The following is an 18547-nucleotide window of genomic DNA, read 5'->3' as shown; positions in this document are numbered from 1 at the left end:
CAATAACTTACTGACAACCGCTGCTTTACGCTCTTCAGAATACAATGACATAATAACTCCCACACCGGCCCTATTGATATAAAATTAGGCTGAATTGCCAACCGGACAACTAGGGTGACAGAGGGGGTAATTGGTGAAGGTGCGGATGATAAAGCGTTTATTGAGCATATGAAAACGCGCTGTTTTGCTCGCGTGGTAGTGGTCATATCCCCTTCGGGTAGCTTTCAGCCTTAAGCCGTAAGCTGTCAGTTAGAAACTCAGCACCAAGCTTAAATATTAAGGCGTGATTAGGGAAGGGATCAGCGCCAAGCACCAAGCTTAAATATAAAAGCGTGATTAGGGCAAAAGATTCTTGCCTCGCAAGACTTGCAGCTGAAGCGCAAGACTACAGGTTATAGGCAGCGCTACCCCCCTTCGGGGAGCTGTATGTTTAACGCTGTACGCCGTACGTTAAAGAAAACAGGCAGCGCCGAGCTTACCCCTTCGGGGAGCTTTCAGCTGTCAGTAAAAGAAACACGGCGCCTAAGGCTGTATGCCGTAGGTTAAAGGTAAAACAGGTTGGATTTTTCGTTCCGCGCTCAGCGTATAGAAAGCCGGAAGCTCAGAGCTGGAAGCGCTAAGCTAGACAAAAACACTGCGGTACCTTTATTGTCGGTTTTACTTTCAGCTTCTAGCTTCTAGCTTCAAGCTTATTACTGTTTGTGAGATAGATTGCCGCGTCGCTGCGCTCCTCGCAATGACTGCCCCTTCGGGGAGCTGTCAGCCTTAAGCCGTAAGCTGTCAGTTAAAGGAACACAGCGGCTGGCGTATAGCAGCATGGCTGCTTGCTTGATATCGCTGTGCGATATTGTACAGCTGAAGCAGTGCCTACAGGTAAGCACTGCGCTTTTTCTGACAGCTTACGGCTGATAGCTGATAGCTCCCCATAGGGGCTGGGTTGGCATGCTTATTGAATGAGTAGGGTATTCCCCTTTATGTTATGTGTGCTATGTCTGTTGCTGTGTCCCCCGATTTAAATATGACTGCTTTGGTAGATGCCATGCCCAGTGGCGTGGTGTGGCTGGATGGTAAAGGGCGGGTGGCGTTGGCTAATCCGGCGGCGCAAAGTATGTTGGGAGAGCCGTTACAGGGATTGTTGTGGCCAGAGGTAATTAAGCGGGTGTTTGCGCCGCAGCCGGATGATGGGTTGCAGGTGTCACTTAAAGATGGTCGACGTGTTCAACTGGCTATTTCTCATATAGAAGGGCAGCCGGGTCAACTTATTCAACTTACCGATATGACGCCCACCCGTGAGTGGGTTGATCAGCAAAGCCATGCGCAGCGTTTGGCGGCCCTTGGGCAAATGGCGGCGACCTTGGCGCATCAAATTCGCACTCCGTTATCGGCTGCTATGTTATATGGCGCTAATTTGGCGGCGCCTCATCTTAACAACAGCCAGCGTGAACAGTTTCAGCAGCGCTTGGTGGCGCGATTACAAGATATTGAGCGTCAAATAAGTGACGTTTTATTGTTCGCGCGGCCCGAGCAAGCGGCCTTGGCCGATAATATTGACGTAAATACGCTGTTGGCAGACTGTGCAGAAGCCGCCAGCCCTTTGTTGGCAATGAAAGGGGCCAGCATTACTACTGATGATTACCATAATGTTGAGCCTTGTTACGTGCTGGGTAATGCCCATGCGTTAAAAGGTATTATGTTGAACTTGCTAGAGAACGGGGCGCAAGCGGGGGCGAATGAGTTGAATATGAGCCTGCGGTGTTTAAGTAATGAAGTAGAAATTCGAGTGCAAGATAATGGTAAGGGCATGGATGATGCCGTGCTAAACAAAGTATTTACGCCATTTTTTACCACGCGCAGCCAAGGCACTGGCTTAGGGTTAGCGGCCGTAATGGCGGTAATGCGGGCGCATCAAGGGCGGGTGTCGGTACAGTCTGAATTAGGTAAAGGTAGTTGTTTTAGTTTGTTTTTTCCTTGCAGCGCACAGCACCAAGCGCCCAATACCCGGTAAACACCGTAGAGGCCGCTTCAGCTGGCCGGTGGCGCGTAGCAGCACTTGTTTTAAAGGCAATGTTGAATTGTGAATGTTGGATTTTGAATGAAGTTCAAAAGATAAAGCTTGGATTGCCGCGCTTCGCTCGCAAAGACGACAAAACGGTACTGCGCACTTAGAAAAAAACGTAATTGCTCTTATGGGGGTGGCCTTTACCATTAAACGTTTCGTTCTTATATTGATCTTTTCGTGGGTTCCGTGGATTTCGTGGCAAAGAGGTTTTAGGTTTGGTGTTAGACATTAAGGACACTTTATGAGCAATAATGTAGCGCCCAATGTGGTTGATATATTAATTGTTGAAGACGATGCCGGTTTGCAAGAGGCGTTGCAAGATACGCTGTTGTTGGCAGGCTACTCGTGTGCCACCGCCAGTAGTGCAGAAGATGCCATTGTCTATTTGCAACAAAGTGCCGCTAAGTTAGTGATTACTGATGTGCAAATGACCGGCATGGACGGCTTGGGGCTATTGGCGTGGATTAATCGGCGCATTCCGGGGTTGCCAGTATTGGTGATTACCGCCTATGCCCAAGTGTCGGGAGCGGTGGCGGCTATTCGGGCGGGGGCGGTTGATTACTTGGCTAAGCCGTTTACACCGGATGCCTTGCAGGCAGTGGTGGCGCGTTATTTAACCCAAGGTAGTGACGGCGGAGATGACCCTATAGTGGGCGATGCCAGCAGTATTCAATTATTACAATTGGCGACTAAGGTGGCGGAGTCGGGTGCTAGCGTGATGATCAGTGGCCCTAGCGGTACGGGTAAAGAGGTGCTGGCACGCTTTATTCATCAAAAGTCGGCACGGGCTAACGGGGCCTTTGTGGCTATTAACTGCGCGGCTATTCCCGATAATATGTTAGAGGCCACGCTATTTGGTTACGAAAAGGGCGCTTTTACCGGTGCTGTGCAGGCAAATCCAGGTAAGTTTGAGCAAGCCAATGGCGGCACCATTTTGTTAGATGAAATTACCGAAATGGATTTAAACCTGCAGGCTAAGTTATTACGGGTGTTGCAAGAGCGTGAAGTCGAGCGCTTAGGCGGGCGTAAAACTATGGTGTTAGATGTGCGGGTGCTGGCCACCAGCAACCGAGATTTGCGCCAAGCGGTGACCGAGGGACATTTTCGAGAAGACTTATATTACCGATTAAATGTGTTTCCACTGCATTGGCCTGCGCTTGCAGAGCGCCCCGGTGATATTGTGCCGTTAGCGGAGTATTTGCTGCAGCGCCATGCTAAAGAATTAGGCCGCGGCCCATTACAATTAAGTGAGCAAGCCAAGGCGCGTTTGCAGGCGTGGCTCTGGCCGGGCAATGTGCGTGAGTTGGGTAATGTGATGCAACGCGCGCTAATTTTAGCCCAAGGGCACGACATTGCCGCCGCCGATATATTGCTAGATGATGCTGGTGTGCCGCTTGCTGCGCCCAGCAAGTCGGAACCACAGCCACAAGTACAGCCGAATATTCAACCGCGACAGGACTCGCCTGTATTTGATGACAAAGCATTAAAGACAGGCACAGAGGAAGTTAGCTTAGGGAGTGAGTTAGTAAGCCAAGAGCAGCAAATTATTTTAAATGCGCTGCAAACCTATGGCGGCAGTCGTCAAGAAGTAGCAGACAAGTTAGGCATTAGCCCCCGAACCTTGCGTTATAAACTGGCACGCATGCGTGAAGCTGGGGTTGAGGTTTGACTTCAGCGCCGAGCTTACCCCTTCGGGGAGCTGTACGTTTAACGCTGTACGCCGTACGTTAAAGAAAACGGGCAGCGCCGAGCTTACCTCTTTGGGTAGCTTTTAGCCGTCAGCTATCAGCTGTCAGTTAAAGAAATACAGCGGTTGGCGTAAAACGTATAGGAAGCGCTAAGCTAAAAAACACTGCGGTACCTTTAATTGTCGGTTTTACTTCTAGCTTCTAGCTTCTAGCTTCTAGCTTCTAGCTTCAAGCTTCAAGCTTCAAGCTTATTACTGTCTGTTAGATGGATTGCCGCGTCGCTGCGCTCCTCGCAATGACTGCCCCATCGGGGAGCTTTTAGCCGTCAGCTATCAGCTGTCAGTTAAAGAATACAGCGGTTGGCGCCAGGTTTAAATGTTAAGGCGTGATTAGGGATTGGTGAATAGGGATTAGGGGGCAGAACAAGAAAAAATCGTAAAGAGTGAGGAGCAAAGGGGACGAGACAACCCCTATGACGAATTCAGTGTCGTCCGCCTTACTATTCACCGGTTTATCTTAGCCAGTTCACTTTACCTTCTTCGTAGTCATTGCGAGGCACGAAGCAATCCATTTCACAAGAGAATGGAACATCTGCCGCTGTACGCCTGACGTTAAAGGTAAAACTGGTTTGATTTTTCGTACAGCGCTCAGCGTACCGCTGCCTGCTTGGCGCTAAATTTTCTTCACTATTTATTTTACTCGGTTGTATATATACTGGCCTATTGTTTGCATTAACTCTATTGCGATTATACTTTTGCCTAATTTTAAGGGGATTTTTAACCATGGATGTAAAAGCTTCGGCCTTAATATCTGAAATGCAGGCGATGCAAAGCGAGCTGCAACCCTTAGCGCCGGCCAATGATATAGCACAAAAGCAAGACTTTTCTGCGGTATTATCTCAGGCGGTGAATAATGTGAATGCCTTACAAGAAACCACGGGTGATTTGCGTAACCGCTTTGAAATGGGTGACGAAAGTGTGAGCTTAGAAAATGTAATGATTGCCGGCCAAAAATCGAGCTTGGCGTTTGACGCGACTGTGCAAGTGCGTAACAAGGTCGTAGAAGCGTATAAAACTATTATGAATATGCCGGTATAAGGATGTGATTGGTGGCTGATAACACCTTGGTTAATACCGACAAAAATGCAGTGTCTACCAGCGAGGCCAACTCGCTGGAGGCAGAAGAGCAAAAAAGCACGCCATTGGCGTTACTGAGTAACACAGATGTGTTACGCCAAGTTATTATTGTGCTGGCGCTGGCGATTTGTTTGGCGCTGGCGGTTTTTCTATTGATGTGGGGCAAAGAGCCCGAAATGCGCCCGTTAGGGGTGTATAACAATCAAGAACTGATTGAAACCCTCGATTTTTTAGATGCACAAAAAGTCGAGTATCAAATTGATGGCAACACTGTGCTGGTGCGGGCCGACAAGTTTTCTGATATTCAACTTAATTTACGCCGTTCGGGTCTAGATCAAGCTCCGCCCGAAGGCGACTCTATCTTATTATCTGACCCCGGTTTTGGTATTAGCCAGCGCCTTGAGCGTGAACGGCTTAATTTAAGTCGCGAGCGCCAATTATCCCGCGTAATTGAGCAATATAACAGTGTAAGTAAGGCGCAAGTCTTGTTGGCGATTCCTCGCGAAAATGTATTTGTGCGTGATAAACGCAAGCCCAGCGCCACTGTGTTATTAAACTTGCGCCGTGGCAGTATGCTACGCCAAGAAGAAGTGGATTCCATTGTAGATACTGTGGCCTCTGCGGTGGCCGAAATGTCACCCGATAAAGTGACGGTGACCGATCAAAATGGGCGACTATTAAATTCGGGTTCACAAGATCCACTCTCGGCCCGTACCCGTCGAGAATTTGAACTACAGCAACAGCAAGAACGAGAATACCGACAAAAAATTGACTCTATTTTAAGCCCAGTGCTTGGCCTAGGGAATTATACTGCCGAGGTCGACTTACGGCTCGACTTTACCCGTAAAGAACAAACTGTAAAAACCTATAACCCAGACCTACCTGCAGTGCGCTCAGAAATGGTGATGGAAGATAACACTTCGGGCTTAGGGGCCATTGGTATTCCGGGGGCGCTCACCAATCAGCCGCCGGGTGAGTCGGATATTCCGGAAGATGCCACAGGGTTAACGGCGCAAGAAAAGCGCCGTAACGAGCGCTCGCGTAAAGAGGCGACCCGTAACTTTGAACTAGATACCACCATTAGCCATAGCCAAAGTTCTACCGGTGATATTCGTCGGTTAACAGTGTCGGTGGCGGTGGATCATAAAACCATTACCAATGAAGATGGCACCACAGAGCGGGTAGCGTTAAGCGAAGAAGAGCTAACGCGTATTGACCGTTTGTTACGCGGTGGTTTGGGTTTTGATGTTAGCCGAGGCGACGCCATAGAAGTGGTGGCTGTGCCCTTTAATCGCCCAGTGATGGATGATATTGCAGGTGTGCCATTCTATGAAAAAGCGTGGTTCTTGCATCTGTTGCGTATTTTAGGTGCGGTTATTGTATTAGTGGTGCTGCTGTTAACCTTAGTGCGACCCATGGTGAAGCGTCTGTTAGGCACAGAAGAGCTGCCTGAAGATGTGGATTTAGATGGGCAAAATGCGCTAATGGGCAGTGATGACTTAACATTGCTGGCGCAACAAGCTGAACAAGATGAAGGCATGTTTGGGGTACGTGAAGGCCGTTTGCAGCTGCCTGATTTAAATAAAGATGAAGATGTACTGTCGGCCATTCGTGCCTTGGTGGCCAACGAGCCCGATTTAGCGGCACAAGTGGTAAGAGATTGGGTGAAAACGGATGAGTGATACCGAACAGCTAATGGTGACCGAAGATCAGCGCAAGCTGCTCGATAAAATGACCGGCACCGAAAAAGCAGCTTTGTTAATGCTGAGTTTGCGCGAAGAAGATGCCGCGCAAATTTTTCGCCACCTTGATCCTAAGCAAGTGCAACGCTTAGGGATGAAAATGGCGGCGGTGGGCGATTTTGGCCCCGACAGAGTGGGGGCAGTTCATCGCTTATTTATTGAAGATATTCAGCGTTTTACCAAAATTGGTGTGGGCAGCCAAGACTTTGTGCGCAATGCCTTGGTGGCGGCGCTGGGTGAAGATAAAGCCGGCCGTTTGGTCGACCAAATTTCAGCCGGGGCAGGCTCGCGCGGCCTAGACTCGTTAAAGTGGATGGACGCACGACAAGTGGCGGGCATTATTTTAAACGAGCACCCACAAATTCAAACCATAGTGTTGTCTTATCTAGACCCCGAACAAGCCGCAGAAATATTGCAATTATTTGCCGAGCCAGTACGCCTAGACTTGGTGATGCGTATTGCTGAGCTTGAAGAAGTGCAACCGGCGGCCTTGCAAGAGCTTAACGACATTATGGAAAAACAATTTGCCGGCCAAAGTGGTGCCAAGGCGGCGAAAATGGGCGGCCTAAAAGCGGCGGCCAATATTATGAACTACTTGGATACCTCGGTAGAGGGGGTGCTAATGGAGTCGATTCGTGATGAAGACGAAGAGATGAGCATGAAGATCCAAGACTTAATGTTTGTATTTGAAAATCTGATTGATGTTGATGACAGGGGCATACAGCTGTTGCTGCGTGAAGTGGGTGGCGAGCTGTTACAACGCGCACTGAAGGGCGCCGATGATCAACTGAAAGATAAGTTCTTAAACAATATGTCTAAGCGAGCGGCAGAATTGTTGCAAGATGACTTAGAAGCCATGGGACCGGTGCGAGTGAGTGATGTTGAGCTGGCGCAAAAAGAGATTTTGGCGGTGGCGCGTCGTTTAGCCGACAGTGGTGAGTTAATGTTGGCTAAAGGCGGCGGAGACGACTTTGTATGAGTCGTTATACTTATGGCCCTAAACCTGGGCGGGTATTGGCAGGCCCAGATGCGGGCTCTGAGTCAGAAAATTGGCCTTGGCCTGATATGTCTTCTACTAAGCCAGACACGCCAGAGCCGCAGGCACTTAATATTAAGCGGGCAGCAGCTTTGCCTGAACCCGAGCCTGAACAATTTGAGCCCGAGCCAGAACCCCTTACCGCTGAAGCGCTAGAAGAAATTCGCCAAGCGGCGTATGAAGAAGGCTTTGTTGAAGGTAAACAAGAAGGTATTGCTGCCGGGCAAGAAGAAGGGCGCTTAACGGGCTTGCAACAAGGCCACGAGGCGGGCTTAGAGCAAGGTAAAGCCGAGGGGTTGGCTGAAGGCAAAGCTAGCATAGAGCAGCAAAGTGAGCAGTGGCAGGCCTTACTTGAGCAGTTGCAAGCACCGCTGGCTAAGGTTGATAAAGTGGTGGAGCAAAGCTTAGTCACCATAGCGTTAGAGCTTGCGCGTAATTTATTAAAAGCCGAATCTACCACCTCGCCCCAGCTGTTGCTTGCCACAGTACAAGAAGCCATGTCGGCACTGCCCGAGAGCGACAGCGAGATAACCTTATACTTACACCCAGACGATGTGGCAATTATAGAAGAACACTTTGATGATGCCAGCCGGGAGCAGCGGCATTGGCGATTAATGAGTGAGCCTAGTCAAGCCCGAGGCGATGTGCGAATAAAAACGGCTTTGTCTGAATTAGATGTTAGCTTGGCGCGGCGCGTTGACGATTTAATGGCAAACTTTATGAAAGCCAATTGGGCCCGTTTCCATGACGCTCCTTAAACGCTTAACGGCTTATAACACTCAAGGGCTCGCACCGGCTATGTCGGCCAGTGGCAAGTTAACCCGAGTAGTGGGCTTAACCCTAGAAGCCGTGGGCTGCACGGCGGCAGTGGGCAGTTTGTGTAAAATTCAAACCCAGTTTGGCGATATGGACGCTGAAGTGGTGGGGTTTTCTGACGATAAACTGTTTTTAATGCCCAGTGAATCGCTAAAAGGGGTGATCCCGGGCGCGCGCGTGACCCCTATCGGCCAAAGCGCCGGTATTCCGGTGGGCATGGAGTTATTAGGCCGAGTGATTGACGGTATCGGTCAGCCCTTAGATGGCCTTGGCCCGTTAGTGACCAGTAAAAATGCCAGCTTTAGTGCCGAACGTATTAACCCTATGTCGCGTAAACCCATTAGAGAGCCAATGGACGTGGGCGTGCGCGCCATTAATGCCCTTATTACCGTAGGCCAAGGCCAGCGTATGGGGCTATTTGCCGGCTCTGGGGTAGGTAAAAGTGTGCTGTTAGGCATGATGACCCGGGGTGCCAAAGCCGATGTAGTCATAGTGGGCCTAATTGGTGAACGTGGCCGAGAGGTGAAAGAGTTTATTGATGAAATTTTAGGGGATGAAGGGCGTGCCCGCTCAGTGGTGGTGGCCGCCCCTGCTGACTCCTCGCCGTTAATGCGCTTAAAAGGCTGTGAAACGGCACTCACCTTAGCTGAGTACTTTAGAGATCAAGGTTTAAATGTTTTGCTGCTAATGGATTCTTTAACCCGTTATGCCCAAGCACAACGTGAAATTGCCTTGGCCGTGGGCGAGCCTCCTGCCAGTAAAGGCTACCCGCCCTCGGTGTTTGCCCGTTTACCGGCCCTAGTGGAGCGCGCCGGTAACGGTAATGAGAGTGCCGGCCAAGGTGGCATTACCGCCTTTTTTACCGTGTTAACCGAAGGCGATGATTTACAAGACCCGATAGCCGATGCGTCACGGGCAATTTTAGATGGACATATTGTATTGTCGCGCCAACTGGCCGACAGCGGGCATTATCCGGCCATTGATATTGAAAAATCCATTAGTCGAGTGATGACTTCAGTGACGACGAATGAGCATCAAAAACAGGCCCGAGCGGTTAAGCAAAGCTATGCCTTGTATCAACAAAATCACGACTTAATTAACCTTGGGGCCTATCAGTCGGGCGCCGACCCGCGTATTGATATGTCTATTTTAATGCGACCACGCCTAGATAGCTTTTTAACGCAAAGCATGACAGATATTGTAGAAATGCCGATGTGCTTAACTGACTTAGCCACGGTAAGTGCGCCATTATTGCAGGCACAGCAATAGCTTTTAGCTATCAGCTATCAGCTATCAGCTATCAGCTATCAGCTATCAGCTATCAGCTATCAGCTTACGGCTTACGGCTTATAGCTTTGTTTAAGGTTAACTTATGAGTAAAGCATTACATTTGTTGCTTGATCAGCTTGATGATAAAGAGCGTAAAGCCGTGGCTGATTTGGGCGCGGCTCAGTTGCAGTTACAGCAATTAGAGCAACAGCAACAAATGTTAAGTCAGTATCAGCGTAACTACAGTGAGCAGTTTCAACAGCGCGGCCGAGAGGGGTTATCTTCTCATGAGTTTGGGCATTTTCAGGGGTTTATTAATAAGCTGGAATTAGCCCAAGAGCAGCAGCAAGACGGGCTAAAACAAGCGCGAGAGCAGCTAGAGAAAACTCGCACCGACTGGATGGCCGTGCGGGCGCGTAAACAAGCGATAGAAAAACTATTAGAACGCGAAGCCGAGCGTAAACAAGTTGAAAGTAATCGCCAAGAGCAAAAAATGATGGATAACATGGCGATTTATCGCTTTTATCAGCAAAAAAAGCGTTAAAAGAAAGCTAGATTAAACATAAAAGCGTAATTGGAGAATAGGGTCCAGCGCCACTTCATCTCACAGACAATAATAAGCTTGAAGCCGGAAGTAAAAACAAAATGCCTCTGTGTTTTTGTTTAGCTTACCGCTTCCAGCTCTCAGCTTCAGGCTTTCTTTATGCGGTACGAAAAATCCAACCCGTTTTACCTTTAGCGTATGGTGTGCAGCCTTAGGCGCAGCGCTTTCTTGTGAAATGGATTGCTTCGTACCTCGCAATGACCCAAGTTCAGGTTTGTTTTCTTTAAGCTTGGTGCCGGGCGAACGGGACTATTTTTAATTTCTGGTTCAATTCTTGCATTGATTTAGGGAGCGGGCGAAATGGGTAGGCTAAGTTGCCAATTGGCTAACGGCTAAGCCGCGGAATTTATGGGGTGGTTTTATTATGACAATGAACATCATGTCGGTACAGACTCAGGCTGGCCAAGAAAAAAGTGGCAAAGCGGCAGATGCTCCGGCAGGTAAAGATGCAGGCCTATTTGCTGAGCTATTTACTCAAGAGGCGGCATCGCAGCAAGCTGCTGTTGCAGATGTTTCATCCACATCCCCTAAGCTTGAGGCAAGCAACGCCGAGCTAAAGTCTGATATACAGGCGATAACTGACGATGCAGAGGCTTCAGATGCAGAGGAGGCAGAAGCTGATGAACACAAAGCTGATGCTAAAGCCTCGAATACCGACACTGCCGCTCAACAGGGCAATGATGATCAGCTAGAGTCAGCTTCCTCTACTGCACCCACTCAGGCTGCGATTGCAGGTGAATTAGCAGCCGATGCCAACGCTCCCCAGGAAACGGCTCAGCGCACTCTAAATGCCTCGCCGGAACAGGGCGGCAACTCTTTGCCGTTAGCCAGTAACGCCAACGCTCAAACTAACAGTGATGATAGTTCTGTTAGCGAAAAGCCAGCCACGGATTTAGCTCAAGTCTCTTCAGATAAACAAGCATCAGGGGACAAGCAAGCCGCAGGTAGTGCTCAGTCCATTGAGCACCAAGCCAATAAACAAACTGCCAGTGATGCCGCTAAGCTAGAGCAAAAAAGCGAGAGCGGCAGTAAAGGTAGCGAGCAGGCTACAAAAAACACAAGTGAAACGGTTAAGGCCGATCCGCTAGCATCTGCACTAGGTTCAAATAAAGCTGAGACAGACTCAGAGAGGGGGGCCGCTCGCTTTCAAACTCAAGCGGCGAGCTTACAAGGCCAAAGTGTGGGGGTTGGCTCGCAAGTTACTCAAGACTCTGCATCTAATAGCCATGCCACAACCCGCAAAGAAAAAGCCCCTGAAGCCGGTTTTCAAACCACACGTTTAGCCCAAGCGGTAGCGGGAGCAACCCAGCCAGCCGCTGAAGCGACGCAGGGCACCAGTCATGCCAATAACCAAAAAGCGGTAAGTGGTGCCACCGCAGATGCGGCACAAATTTTGGCCGATGCAAAAATATCAGTTAATGAACAAGCCAATAGTGATAAAGCGGCCATGCAGGCTCAAGCCAAAGTGGCGGCCGAGGTTACCAGTGGTACATCGTCTGCTCAAATACGGGCGCCTGAGTGGTTGGCACAAATAGAACATGGTCGGCGTTGGACACAGTCACCAGAAGGCGAAAGTGTAAAACGAGGTACCGATGGCAAGTTTGTGATGCTAGGTGAAAAAGCGGCCTCGGATGTCAAGGACACGGCTGCTGTAACTGAAGAGGTTAAAGCGCAATTAAGTCATAAAGCCTCCTCGCAAACGCTGGAGTTATCTTCACCTGAGTCGGCCAGTGGTCGTTTTGCAGAGGCTACGGCTCAGGGACAAACCATCACGACACCAGACGCGAGCCTAATGGCAACAGCTCGTGAGGTTACCCCTCAGTCTACATTGCCAGAACGTGTGCCAACGCTTGATAAGGCGGTGTCTTTGCAAGGTTCAGCAGAACAAACCGCAAAGCAGATGGCACAGCAAGCTCAAGTGGTGGTTAGTCAAAACTTGCAAGAAGCAGACATTAAACTCAATCCTTCTGAGTTTGGTGCCATGCGCATTCAAGTAAAGGTAGAGCAGGGTGAAGTACAAGTGCAGTTTGTGGCCAGTCAACCTCAAGCCCGAGAGTTGATGGAGCAGGCAATGCCGCGCTTGCGTGAAATGTTAAGTCAGCAAGGTATGCACCTAAACCAAGGCCAACAGCAAGGTCAGCAAGGTCAGCAGGGCCAGCAGGGGCAAAGTCAGCAAAATCAGTTTACTGGGCAAACGCTGAGCCAAAATGGGCAACAAGCACAGCAAGGTTCTCAACAACAGTCTCAGCAAGGCCAACAAAGAGATGATATGAGCAACCAAGGTGGCACCTATACCGCGGTGGGGGCAAGAGAGGGAGAAAATGGACACATTGATGTGGCCGATAGCGCGCTGGCACAACGCATAGGGCAAGATACCAGTAGAATAGATTATTTTGCATAGAAAAAACGGGTAAACTAGGCACTTTGGTGAAGGCCTATGACTTATAAGATAAAGGAATCGCATGGCTGACGATCTCATCATGCCCAAAGTGGCGTGGTATAAACGTAAAATTATTTTAATTTTAATTGCAGTGTTATTGCTGGGCATAGGCGGCGCTGGTGTATGGTTTTTAAAGCCGTCGGGTAATACGACAGAAGAGCAGCCGGTGGTGGATAATAAGGCGCTATATATTGGGTTAAATCAGCCTTTTATTTTTCCTGTGGTGGCAGGGCGGCGCGAACGTTTAGTGCAAGTAGAGGTGCAGTTAATGGTGCGTGGTGATAAAAACCAAGCCGAGGCAAGGCGCCATTTACCTTTGCTTGAAAGCACCTTGCTTGAGGTATTTAGCCGACAAAGCGCGGATAATTATATTACCGCCGACGGTAAACAAACGGTACGTAACGAGGCCGTTAATGAACTTAACGCTGTGCTAACCGAAGAGCTGGGCACTTCTTTAATCGAAAAAGTGCTGTTTACCAGTATCGTAATGCAATAGGTGAATCGTGAGCGATCTATTATCTCAGGATGAAATTGATGCCCTGTTACACGGGGTAGATGATGTAGAAGAAGAAACAGAGGACAACGCGGGCGGCGTTGCCATGTTTGATTTTTCTTCTCAAGATCGCATTGTGCGCGGGCGCATGCCAACGCTTGAAATGGTAAATGAACGTTTTGCACGCCACATGCGTATTAGTTTGTTTAATATGATGCGCCGCACCGCTGAAGTGTCGGTTAATGGCGTGCAAATGATCAAATTTGGCGAGTATGTTCACTCCCTGTTTTTACCGACCAGTTTAAATATGGTGCGCTTTCGACCGTTAAAAGGCATTGGTCTGGTCACCATGGAAGCACGCTTAGTGTTTATTTTGGTGGATAACTTTTTTGGTGGCGATGGCCGCCACGCCAAAATTGAAGGGCGGGAGTTTACGCCTACCGAGCGACGCGTTATTCAACTGCTGCTAAAGCTCGTATTTGAAGATTACAAAGAAGCTTGGGCCCCGGTTATGGATGTGGAGTTTGAATATTTAGACTCTGAAGTGAATCCAACCATGGCTAATATTGTAAGCCCCACCGAAGTGGTGGTGGTGAGCTCGTTTCATATTGAGTTAGATGGTGGCGGTGGTGATTTTCACGTGGCCTTGCCTTATGGCATGTTGGAGCCCATTCGTGAATTGCTGGATGCGGGCGTACAAAGTGATAAAGGCGAAAATGATTTGCGCTGGGGTAAGGCGCTGCGCGACGAAATTCTTGATGTAAAAGTCGATATGTCGGTACGTTTGCTCGAAAAAGATTTATCGTTGCAGCACATAATGGACATGCAGGCAGGAGATATTATTCCTATCGATATGCCTGAGCACCTGTTGGTGTCGGTTGAAGAGCTACCCAGCTTTCGTGGGCAATTAGGCCGAGCCAGCGAGAAAATGGCGATACGTATTACCGAAAAAATTAAAAAGCCTGAAACCGTTAAAACTGAGCTAAATGAGGTAACCCGTCGCGGGGTACGCATTGACGGTGAAGCAGAATTAGAAGAGTTAGAAAGAACCATTGAGGATGCACCATGAGTGATGAGCAAAACGAGATAGATGATGTTTGGGGCGAAGCCATGGCTGAACAAGAAACCCAAGAAGCCCAAGCAGAAAAAGAGAGTGAGCAAGGTGCTAAGCCCGTTGAGTTAGATGACTTTAATGCTACTGAAGACAATCCGTTGTCGGGTGAAGAGCGGCGTAAGCTGGATGCGATTTTAGATATTCCGGTGACCATTTCAATGGAAGTGGGGCGTACGCAAATTAGCATTCGTAACTTATTACAGCTAAACCAAGGCTCTGTGGTTGAGCTGGATCGTTTAGCCGGTGAACCATTAGATGTGATGGTTAACGGTACCCTAATTGCTCATGGTGAAGTAGTAGTGGTGAATGACAAGTTTGGTATTCGACTGACCGATGTGATCAGCCAAACTGAACGTATTAAAAAGTTAAAATAATGCCGCTATTATTTGTGTTACTACTGCTGCCCAGTATCGCGCTTGCTCAAGGGCCAGAGGTAAATTGGAGCTCGTGGGCGCTGTCCTCTTTGCTGGTTATTGCTCTTATTTTAGTGCTGGGCTGGTTACTGCGCCGATTGCGTGGTGCCGCTTTGTTAGGCGGCAGCCGACAGCTTAAAGTGGTGTCGTCGCTGGCGTTGGGCCAACGTGAACGGCTAATGGTAGTACAAGTGGGGGAAGAGCAGTGGTTGTTAGGTGTTACGCCGCAGCAGATCTCGAGTTTAGGTAAGTTAGACACGCCCTTAGCTCCTGAGCAGGCCAGTCGCTTAGTTCGCCAACGCAATAAGGGGGTGCTTGATGAAGCGCCTTAATGGCTTGGCCCCAGTTATAGCTTATGCACTCCCCTTACTGTTGGTGATGGCGGCGGGGCTGTTATGGTCATCTTCGGCCATGGCTCAGCAGGGAATGTCGGCGGTAACGGTCACCACTAATGCCGATGGCAGTGAAGAATATAGCTTAACGCTGCAAGTGTTAGCCCTAATGACAGCGCTGTCTTTTTTGCCAGCCATCGTCATTATGATGACCTCGTTTACGCGTATTATTATTGTACTGTCAATTTTGCGACAGGCCATGGGCTTGCAACAAAGCCCTAATAACCAAGTGCTGATTGGTATTAGTCTATTTTTATCGTTTTTTATTATGTCGCCTGTGCTCGATAGGGTGAATGTAGACGCCTTACAACCTTATCTATCAGAAGAAATCACCTCTAAAGAAGCTTTGGCACGAGCAGAGTTGCCGGTGCGCGACTTTATGCTGGCGCAAACGCGAGTAAAAGATCTCGATACTTTTCTTAATATTGCCGATATACAGGTGGATAATGAGGCCGAGGTGCCGTTAAGGGTACTAATACCGGCTTTTGTGACCAGTGAGCTAAAAACGGCTTTTCAAATTGGCTTTATGCTGTTTTTACCTTTTTTGGTGATTGACTTGGTGGTGGCCAGTATTTTGATGGCCATGGGGATGATGATGTTATCGCCGATGATTATTTCACTCCCCTTTAAGTTAATGCTCTTTGTGTTAGTTGATGGTTGGAACCTGATTATGGGGACATTAGCCAATAGCTTTGGCTTAGGAGGCGGATAATGAGCCCAGAAGTCTTTGTTGATATTTTTCGTAGTGCACTTTGGTTGGTGACCGTTTTGGTGTCGGCGGTGATCTTGCCGAGTCTGACTATCGGCCTAGTGGTGGCGGTGTTTCAGGCGGCCACTTCCATTAACGAGCAAACCTTGAGCTTTTTACCCCGCTTATTAGTGACCTTGGGCGCATTAGCCGTAGGGGCGCATTGGGGATTTAGTATGCTCATGGACTTTTTCTTTGAACAAGTTGCACAAATACAGCAGGTTATAGGTTAAAACAAAGCTTGAAGCGGTAAGCTATAAGTTGGAAGTTAAAGAAAAACATTAAACCTACAAAAGACGGTTAAAAAAGCTGTACGTTATACGCCGTACGCTTTACGGCTAAAACCTAATGCTAATCCAGTGAGGTGTTGTTCTTTGGCTGGGTGTTTTTAAGGCGTCTCCCTGACGCACGTCAGGATCTTGTTTTGGTAGGCGAACGCTTGCTCTCGCATTTCGCCGCAGGCGGAACGATTTAAACCTTTAATATCAGCACCGCGAGAATAAGTATTCAGCTACAACAGCACAAACAGCAAATTACATAATCAGCGCTTGGCGCTATGTTAACTTCCAGCTTTAAGCTGCCCACTTCCAGCTGCTAAAGGAGTTGCGTGAACTTTTCTACTGATCAAATATTATTGTGGGTTGCTAGTTATATTTGGCCGTTATGTCGTATTGCCGGCATGATGATGACCATGGTGATGTTTGGTGCCAATTTAACGCCTATGTTTACGCGCTTGCTGCTGGCGGTGGCGATAACTATTGCCGTCGCCCCCGTGTTGCCAGTTATGCCGGATGTGGCGCTGTTTTCGGCAGGGGGCTTTTTGATCACCGGCCAACAAGTATTAATTGGCGCTGCGGTGGGACTATTGTCGCAATTTTTATTGCAAACCTTTGTGACCGCCGGTCAAGTGGTGGCCATGCAAACCAGTTTGGGATTTGCCTCTATGGTCGATCCACTTAATGGTCAGTCTACCCCAGTTGTCGGTCAGCTCTATTTAATGCTGGGTACCTTATTGTTTTTGGCGTTAAATGGCCACTTAGTCATGATTGAAGCTATTGTTATGAGCTTTACTACATTACCGGTGTCGATGAGCGGTATTTCGGTGTCGAGTTGGCAAAACTTAGCCGGTTTATTAAGCCTGATATTTTACGCTGCTGTGGCCATGTCGTTATCTGCCATTGTGGCTATGCTACTGATTAACTTTACCTTTGGTATTATGACCCGTGCTGCTCCTCAGCTAAACGTATTCAGTATTGGTTTTGCGGTGAGCATGGTATGTGGTTTATTTATTTTATGGCTAACACTGGGCGGCTTTTTAGGACATTTTGAAAATCAGTGGGTACGCTTACAATTAGTGATGTGCGATACCTTATTATTAACCTGTGAAGGGGGCTAAATGGCAGAGTCAGAAGACGGTCAAGAAAAATCCGAGCTCCCCACAGAGCAACGCCTTCGCCAGGCTCGAGAAAAAGGCCAAATTGCCCGCTCTAAAGAGCTAGGTACAGCCGCAGTGTTACTGAGTGGCGCTTTGGGCTTAATTTTAGTGGGTGGCTCGCTCAGTGAGGCCATGTCTAAGGTATTTAAAAGTAGTTTTACCGTAGAGCGCGCCGCCTTATTTGATCCCGAGTCTATGATGCCTGCTTTAGGCAGTGCCATATTAGGCGTGAGTTGGCCCCTAATGGGATTATTTTTAATTGTATTAGTAGCGGCATTGGTGGGTAATAGTTTGTTAGGCGGGGTTAACTTTAGTAGCCAAGCCATGATGCCAAAGCTTAATAAAATGAGCCCTATCAAAGGGTTGAAGCGCATGTTTGGCGTGCAATCTATGGTAGAGTTATTGAAGTCGGTAGCTAAGGTGGTATTTATAGCGGCCTTATCTATTTCGATACTGATGGGGCAAATTGAAAATATTTTAAGTTTAAGTGGCGAAACGCTGCATGCAGCCATGGTGGAGGCCACTGAGCTGGTGATGTACATGGGGCTTTTGCTGTGTATGGCACTGCTACCCATAGTGGCCATTGATGTGCCGTTTCAAATTTGGAACCACACTCGCCAGCTAAAAATGACCTTACAAGAGATTAAAGATGAATATAAAAATACCGAAGGTAAGCCTGAGGTAAAAGGGCGTATTCGTCGTATGCAGCAAGAAATGGCGAACCGACGCATGATGGCCGATGTACCCGAGGCCGATGTAGTGGTCGTCAACCCTACGCATTTTTCGGTTGCGCTACGTTACGATCAATCGGCCCCCGGCGCTGCTCCTAAAGTGGTGGCCAAGGGTATGGATGAAGTGGCGCTTAAAATTCGTGAAATTGCGCGAGAGTACGAAATTCCTGTTATTTCATCCCCGCCATTAACCCGTGCCATTTATTTTTCTACTAAAATTGGCGGCGAAATTCCCGATGGCCTGTTTGTGGCTGTCGCACAAGTGTTGGCTTACGTTTTTCAGTTAAATAACTGGCGTAAAGGCAAAGGTAATAGACCCACCCCACTAAAAGAAGACCTACCGATACCAGATGAGTTGAAGGTTTAACAACCCTTCGGGGAGCTATCAGCTGTCAGTTAAAGAAAACCCCAAAACGTCGGTCATTGCGAGG

17 protein-coding genes are annotated in these 18547 nt (G+C 48.5%); all 17 read left to right on the top strand.

Annotated features, from left to right (window positions below):
• Positions 1-979 precede the first annotated feature (979 nt).
• The 17 genes from J3U76_RS06030 to flhB all read left to right on the top strand — a co-directional run bounded on the left by J3U76_RS06030 (position 980) and on the right by flhB (position 18483).
• Positions 980-2005: a sensor histidine kinase gene (locus tag J3U76_RS06030; RefSeq protein WP_208005015.1), complete on the top strand. Its 1026-nt coding sequence runs from the start codon at positions 980-982 to the stop codon at positions 2003-2005.
• A 295-nt stretch (positions 2006-2300) separates the two neighbouring features.
• On the top strand, positions 2301-3728 hold the full coding sequence (locus J3U76_RS06025) for a sigma-54-dependent transcriptional regulator (RefSeq protein ID WP_208005014.1): 1428 nt from the start codon (positions 2301-2303) through the stop codon (positions 3726-3728).
• A gap of 801 nt (positions 3729-4529) precedes the next feature.
• Complete coding sequence (fliE, locus tag J3U76_RS06020; RefSeq protein WP_208005013.1) at positions 4530-4844, top strand: flagellar hook-basal body complex protein FliE; 315 nt, start codon at positions 4530-4532, stop codon at positions 4842-4844.
• An 11-nt stretch (positions 4845-4855) separates the two neighbouring features.
• Positions 4856-6565, top strand: a complete 1710-nt coding sequence (fliF, locus tag J3U76_RS06015) for a flagellar basal-body MS-ring/collar protein FliF (protein WP_208005012.1) — start codon at positions 4856-4858, stop codon at positions 6563-6565.
• Complete coding sequence (fliG, locus tag J3U76_RS06010) at positions 6558-7604, top strand: flagellar motor switch protein FliG (protein ID WP_208005011.1); 1047 nt, start codon at positions 6558-6560, stop codon at positions 7602-7604. The genes fliF and fliG overlap by 8 nt, the downstream gene beginning before the upstream one ends.
• Positions 7601-8419, top strand: coding sequence for a flagellar assembly protein FliH (gene fliH, locus J3U76_RS06005; protein WP_208005010.1), 819 nt, complete (start codon positions 7601-7603; stop codon positions 8417-8419). Before fliG ends, fliH begins: the two co-directional genes overlap by 4 nt.
• Complete coding sequence (gene fliI / locus J3U76_RS06000; protein ID WP_208005009.1) at positions 8406-9746, top strand: flagellar protein export ATPase FliI; 1341 nt, start codon at positions 8406-8408, stop codon at positions 9744-9746. The genes fliH and fliI overlap by 14 nt, the downstream gene beginning before the upstream one ends.
• A gap of 103 nt (positions 9747-9849) precedes the next feature.
• On the top strand, positions 9850-10290 hold the full coding sequence (gene fliJ, locus J3U76_RS05995; RefSeq protein ID WP_208005008.1) for a flagellar export protein FliJ: 441 nt from the start codon (positions 9850-9852) through the stop codon (positions 10288-10290).
• A gap of 424 nt (positions 10291-10714) precedes the next feature.
• On the top strand, positions 10715-12751 hold the full coding sequence (locus tag J3U76_RS05990) for a flagellar hook-length control protein FliK (protein WP_208005007.1): 2037 nt from the start codon (positions 10715-10717) through the stop codon (positions 12749-12751).
• Between the two features lie 61 nt (positions 12752-12812).
• On the top strand, positions 12813-13286 hold the full coding sequence (locus tag J3U76_RS05985; RefSeq protein ID WP_208005006.1) for a flagellar basal body-associated FliL family protein: 474 nt from the start codon (positions 12813-12815) through the stop codon (positions 13284-13286).
• A gap of 7 nt (positions 13287-13293) precedes the next feature.
• On the top strand, positions 13294-14352 hold the full coding sequence (gene fliM, locus J3U76_RS05980) for a flagellar motor switch protein FliM (protein ID WP_208005005.1): 1059 nt from the start codon (positions 13294-13296) through the stop codon (positions 14350-14352).
• Entirely contained in the window at positions 14349-14771 is a 423-nt protein-coding gene (fliN, locus tag J3U76_RS05975) for a flagellar motor switch protein FliN (protein WP_208005004.1), read from the top strand. The genes fliM and fliN overlap by 4 nt, the downstream gene beginning before the upstream one ends.
• On the top strand, positions 14771-15142 hold the full coding sequence (gene fliO / locus J3U76_RS05970) for a flagellar biosynthetic protein FliO (RefSeq protein ID WP_208005003.1): 372 nt from the start codon (positions 14771-14773) through the stop codon (positions 15140-15142). Before fliN ends, fliO begins: the two co-directional genes overlap by 1 nt.
• Positions 15129-15914 carry a flagellar type III secretion system pore protein FliP gene (gene fliP / locus J3U76_RS05965; RefSeq protein ID WP_208005002.1) on the top strand — a complete coding sequence of 262 codons (786 nt, stop codon included), beginning with the start codon at positions 15129-15131 and terminating at the stop codon, positions 15912-15914. Before fliO ends, fliP begins: the two co-directional genes overlap by 14 nt.
• Complete coding sequence (locus J3U76_RS05960; RefSeq protein WP_208005001.1) at positions 15914-16183, top strand: flagellar biosynthetic protein FliQ; 270 nt, start codon at positions 15914-15916, stop codon at positions 16181-16183. Before fliP ends, J3U76_RS05960 begins: the two co-directional genes overlap by 1 nt.
• A 374-nt stretch (positions 16184-16557) precedes the next feature.
• A complete protein-coding gene (gene fliR / locus J3U76_RS05955; RefSeq protein WP_208005000.1) occupies positions 16558-17346 on the top strand; it encodes a flagellar biosynthetic protein FliR in 789 nt (262 codons plus the stop codon).
• A complete protein-coding gene (gene flhB / locus J3U76_RS05950; protein WP_208004999.1) occupies positions 17347-18483 on the top strand; it encodes a flagellar biosynthesis protein FlhB in 1137 nt (378 codons plus the stop codon).
• Positions 18484-18547 lie beyond the last annotated feature (64 nt).

This window comes from Oceanisphaera pacifica, from assembly GCF_017498065.1.
Taxonomy (GTDB): Bacteria; Pseudomonadota; Gammaproteobacteria; order Enterobacterales; family Aeromonadaceae; genus Oceanimonas; species Oceanimonas pacifica.
The sequence above is the reverse complement of the archived record's forward strand: the minus strand, read 5'-3'. Positions and strand labels throughout refer to the sequence as shown.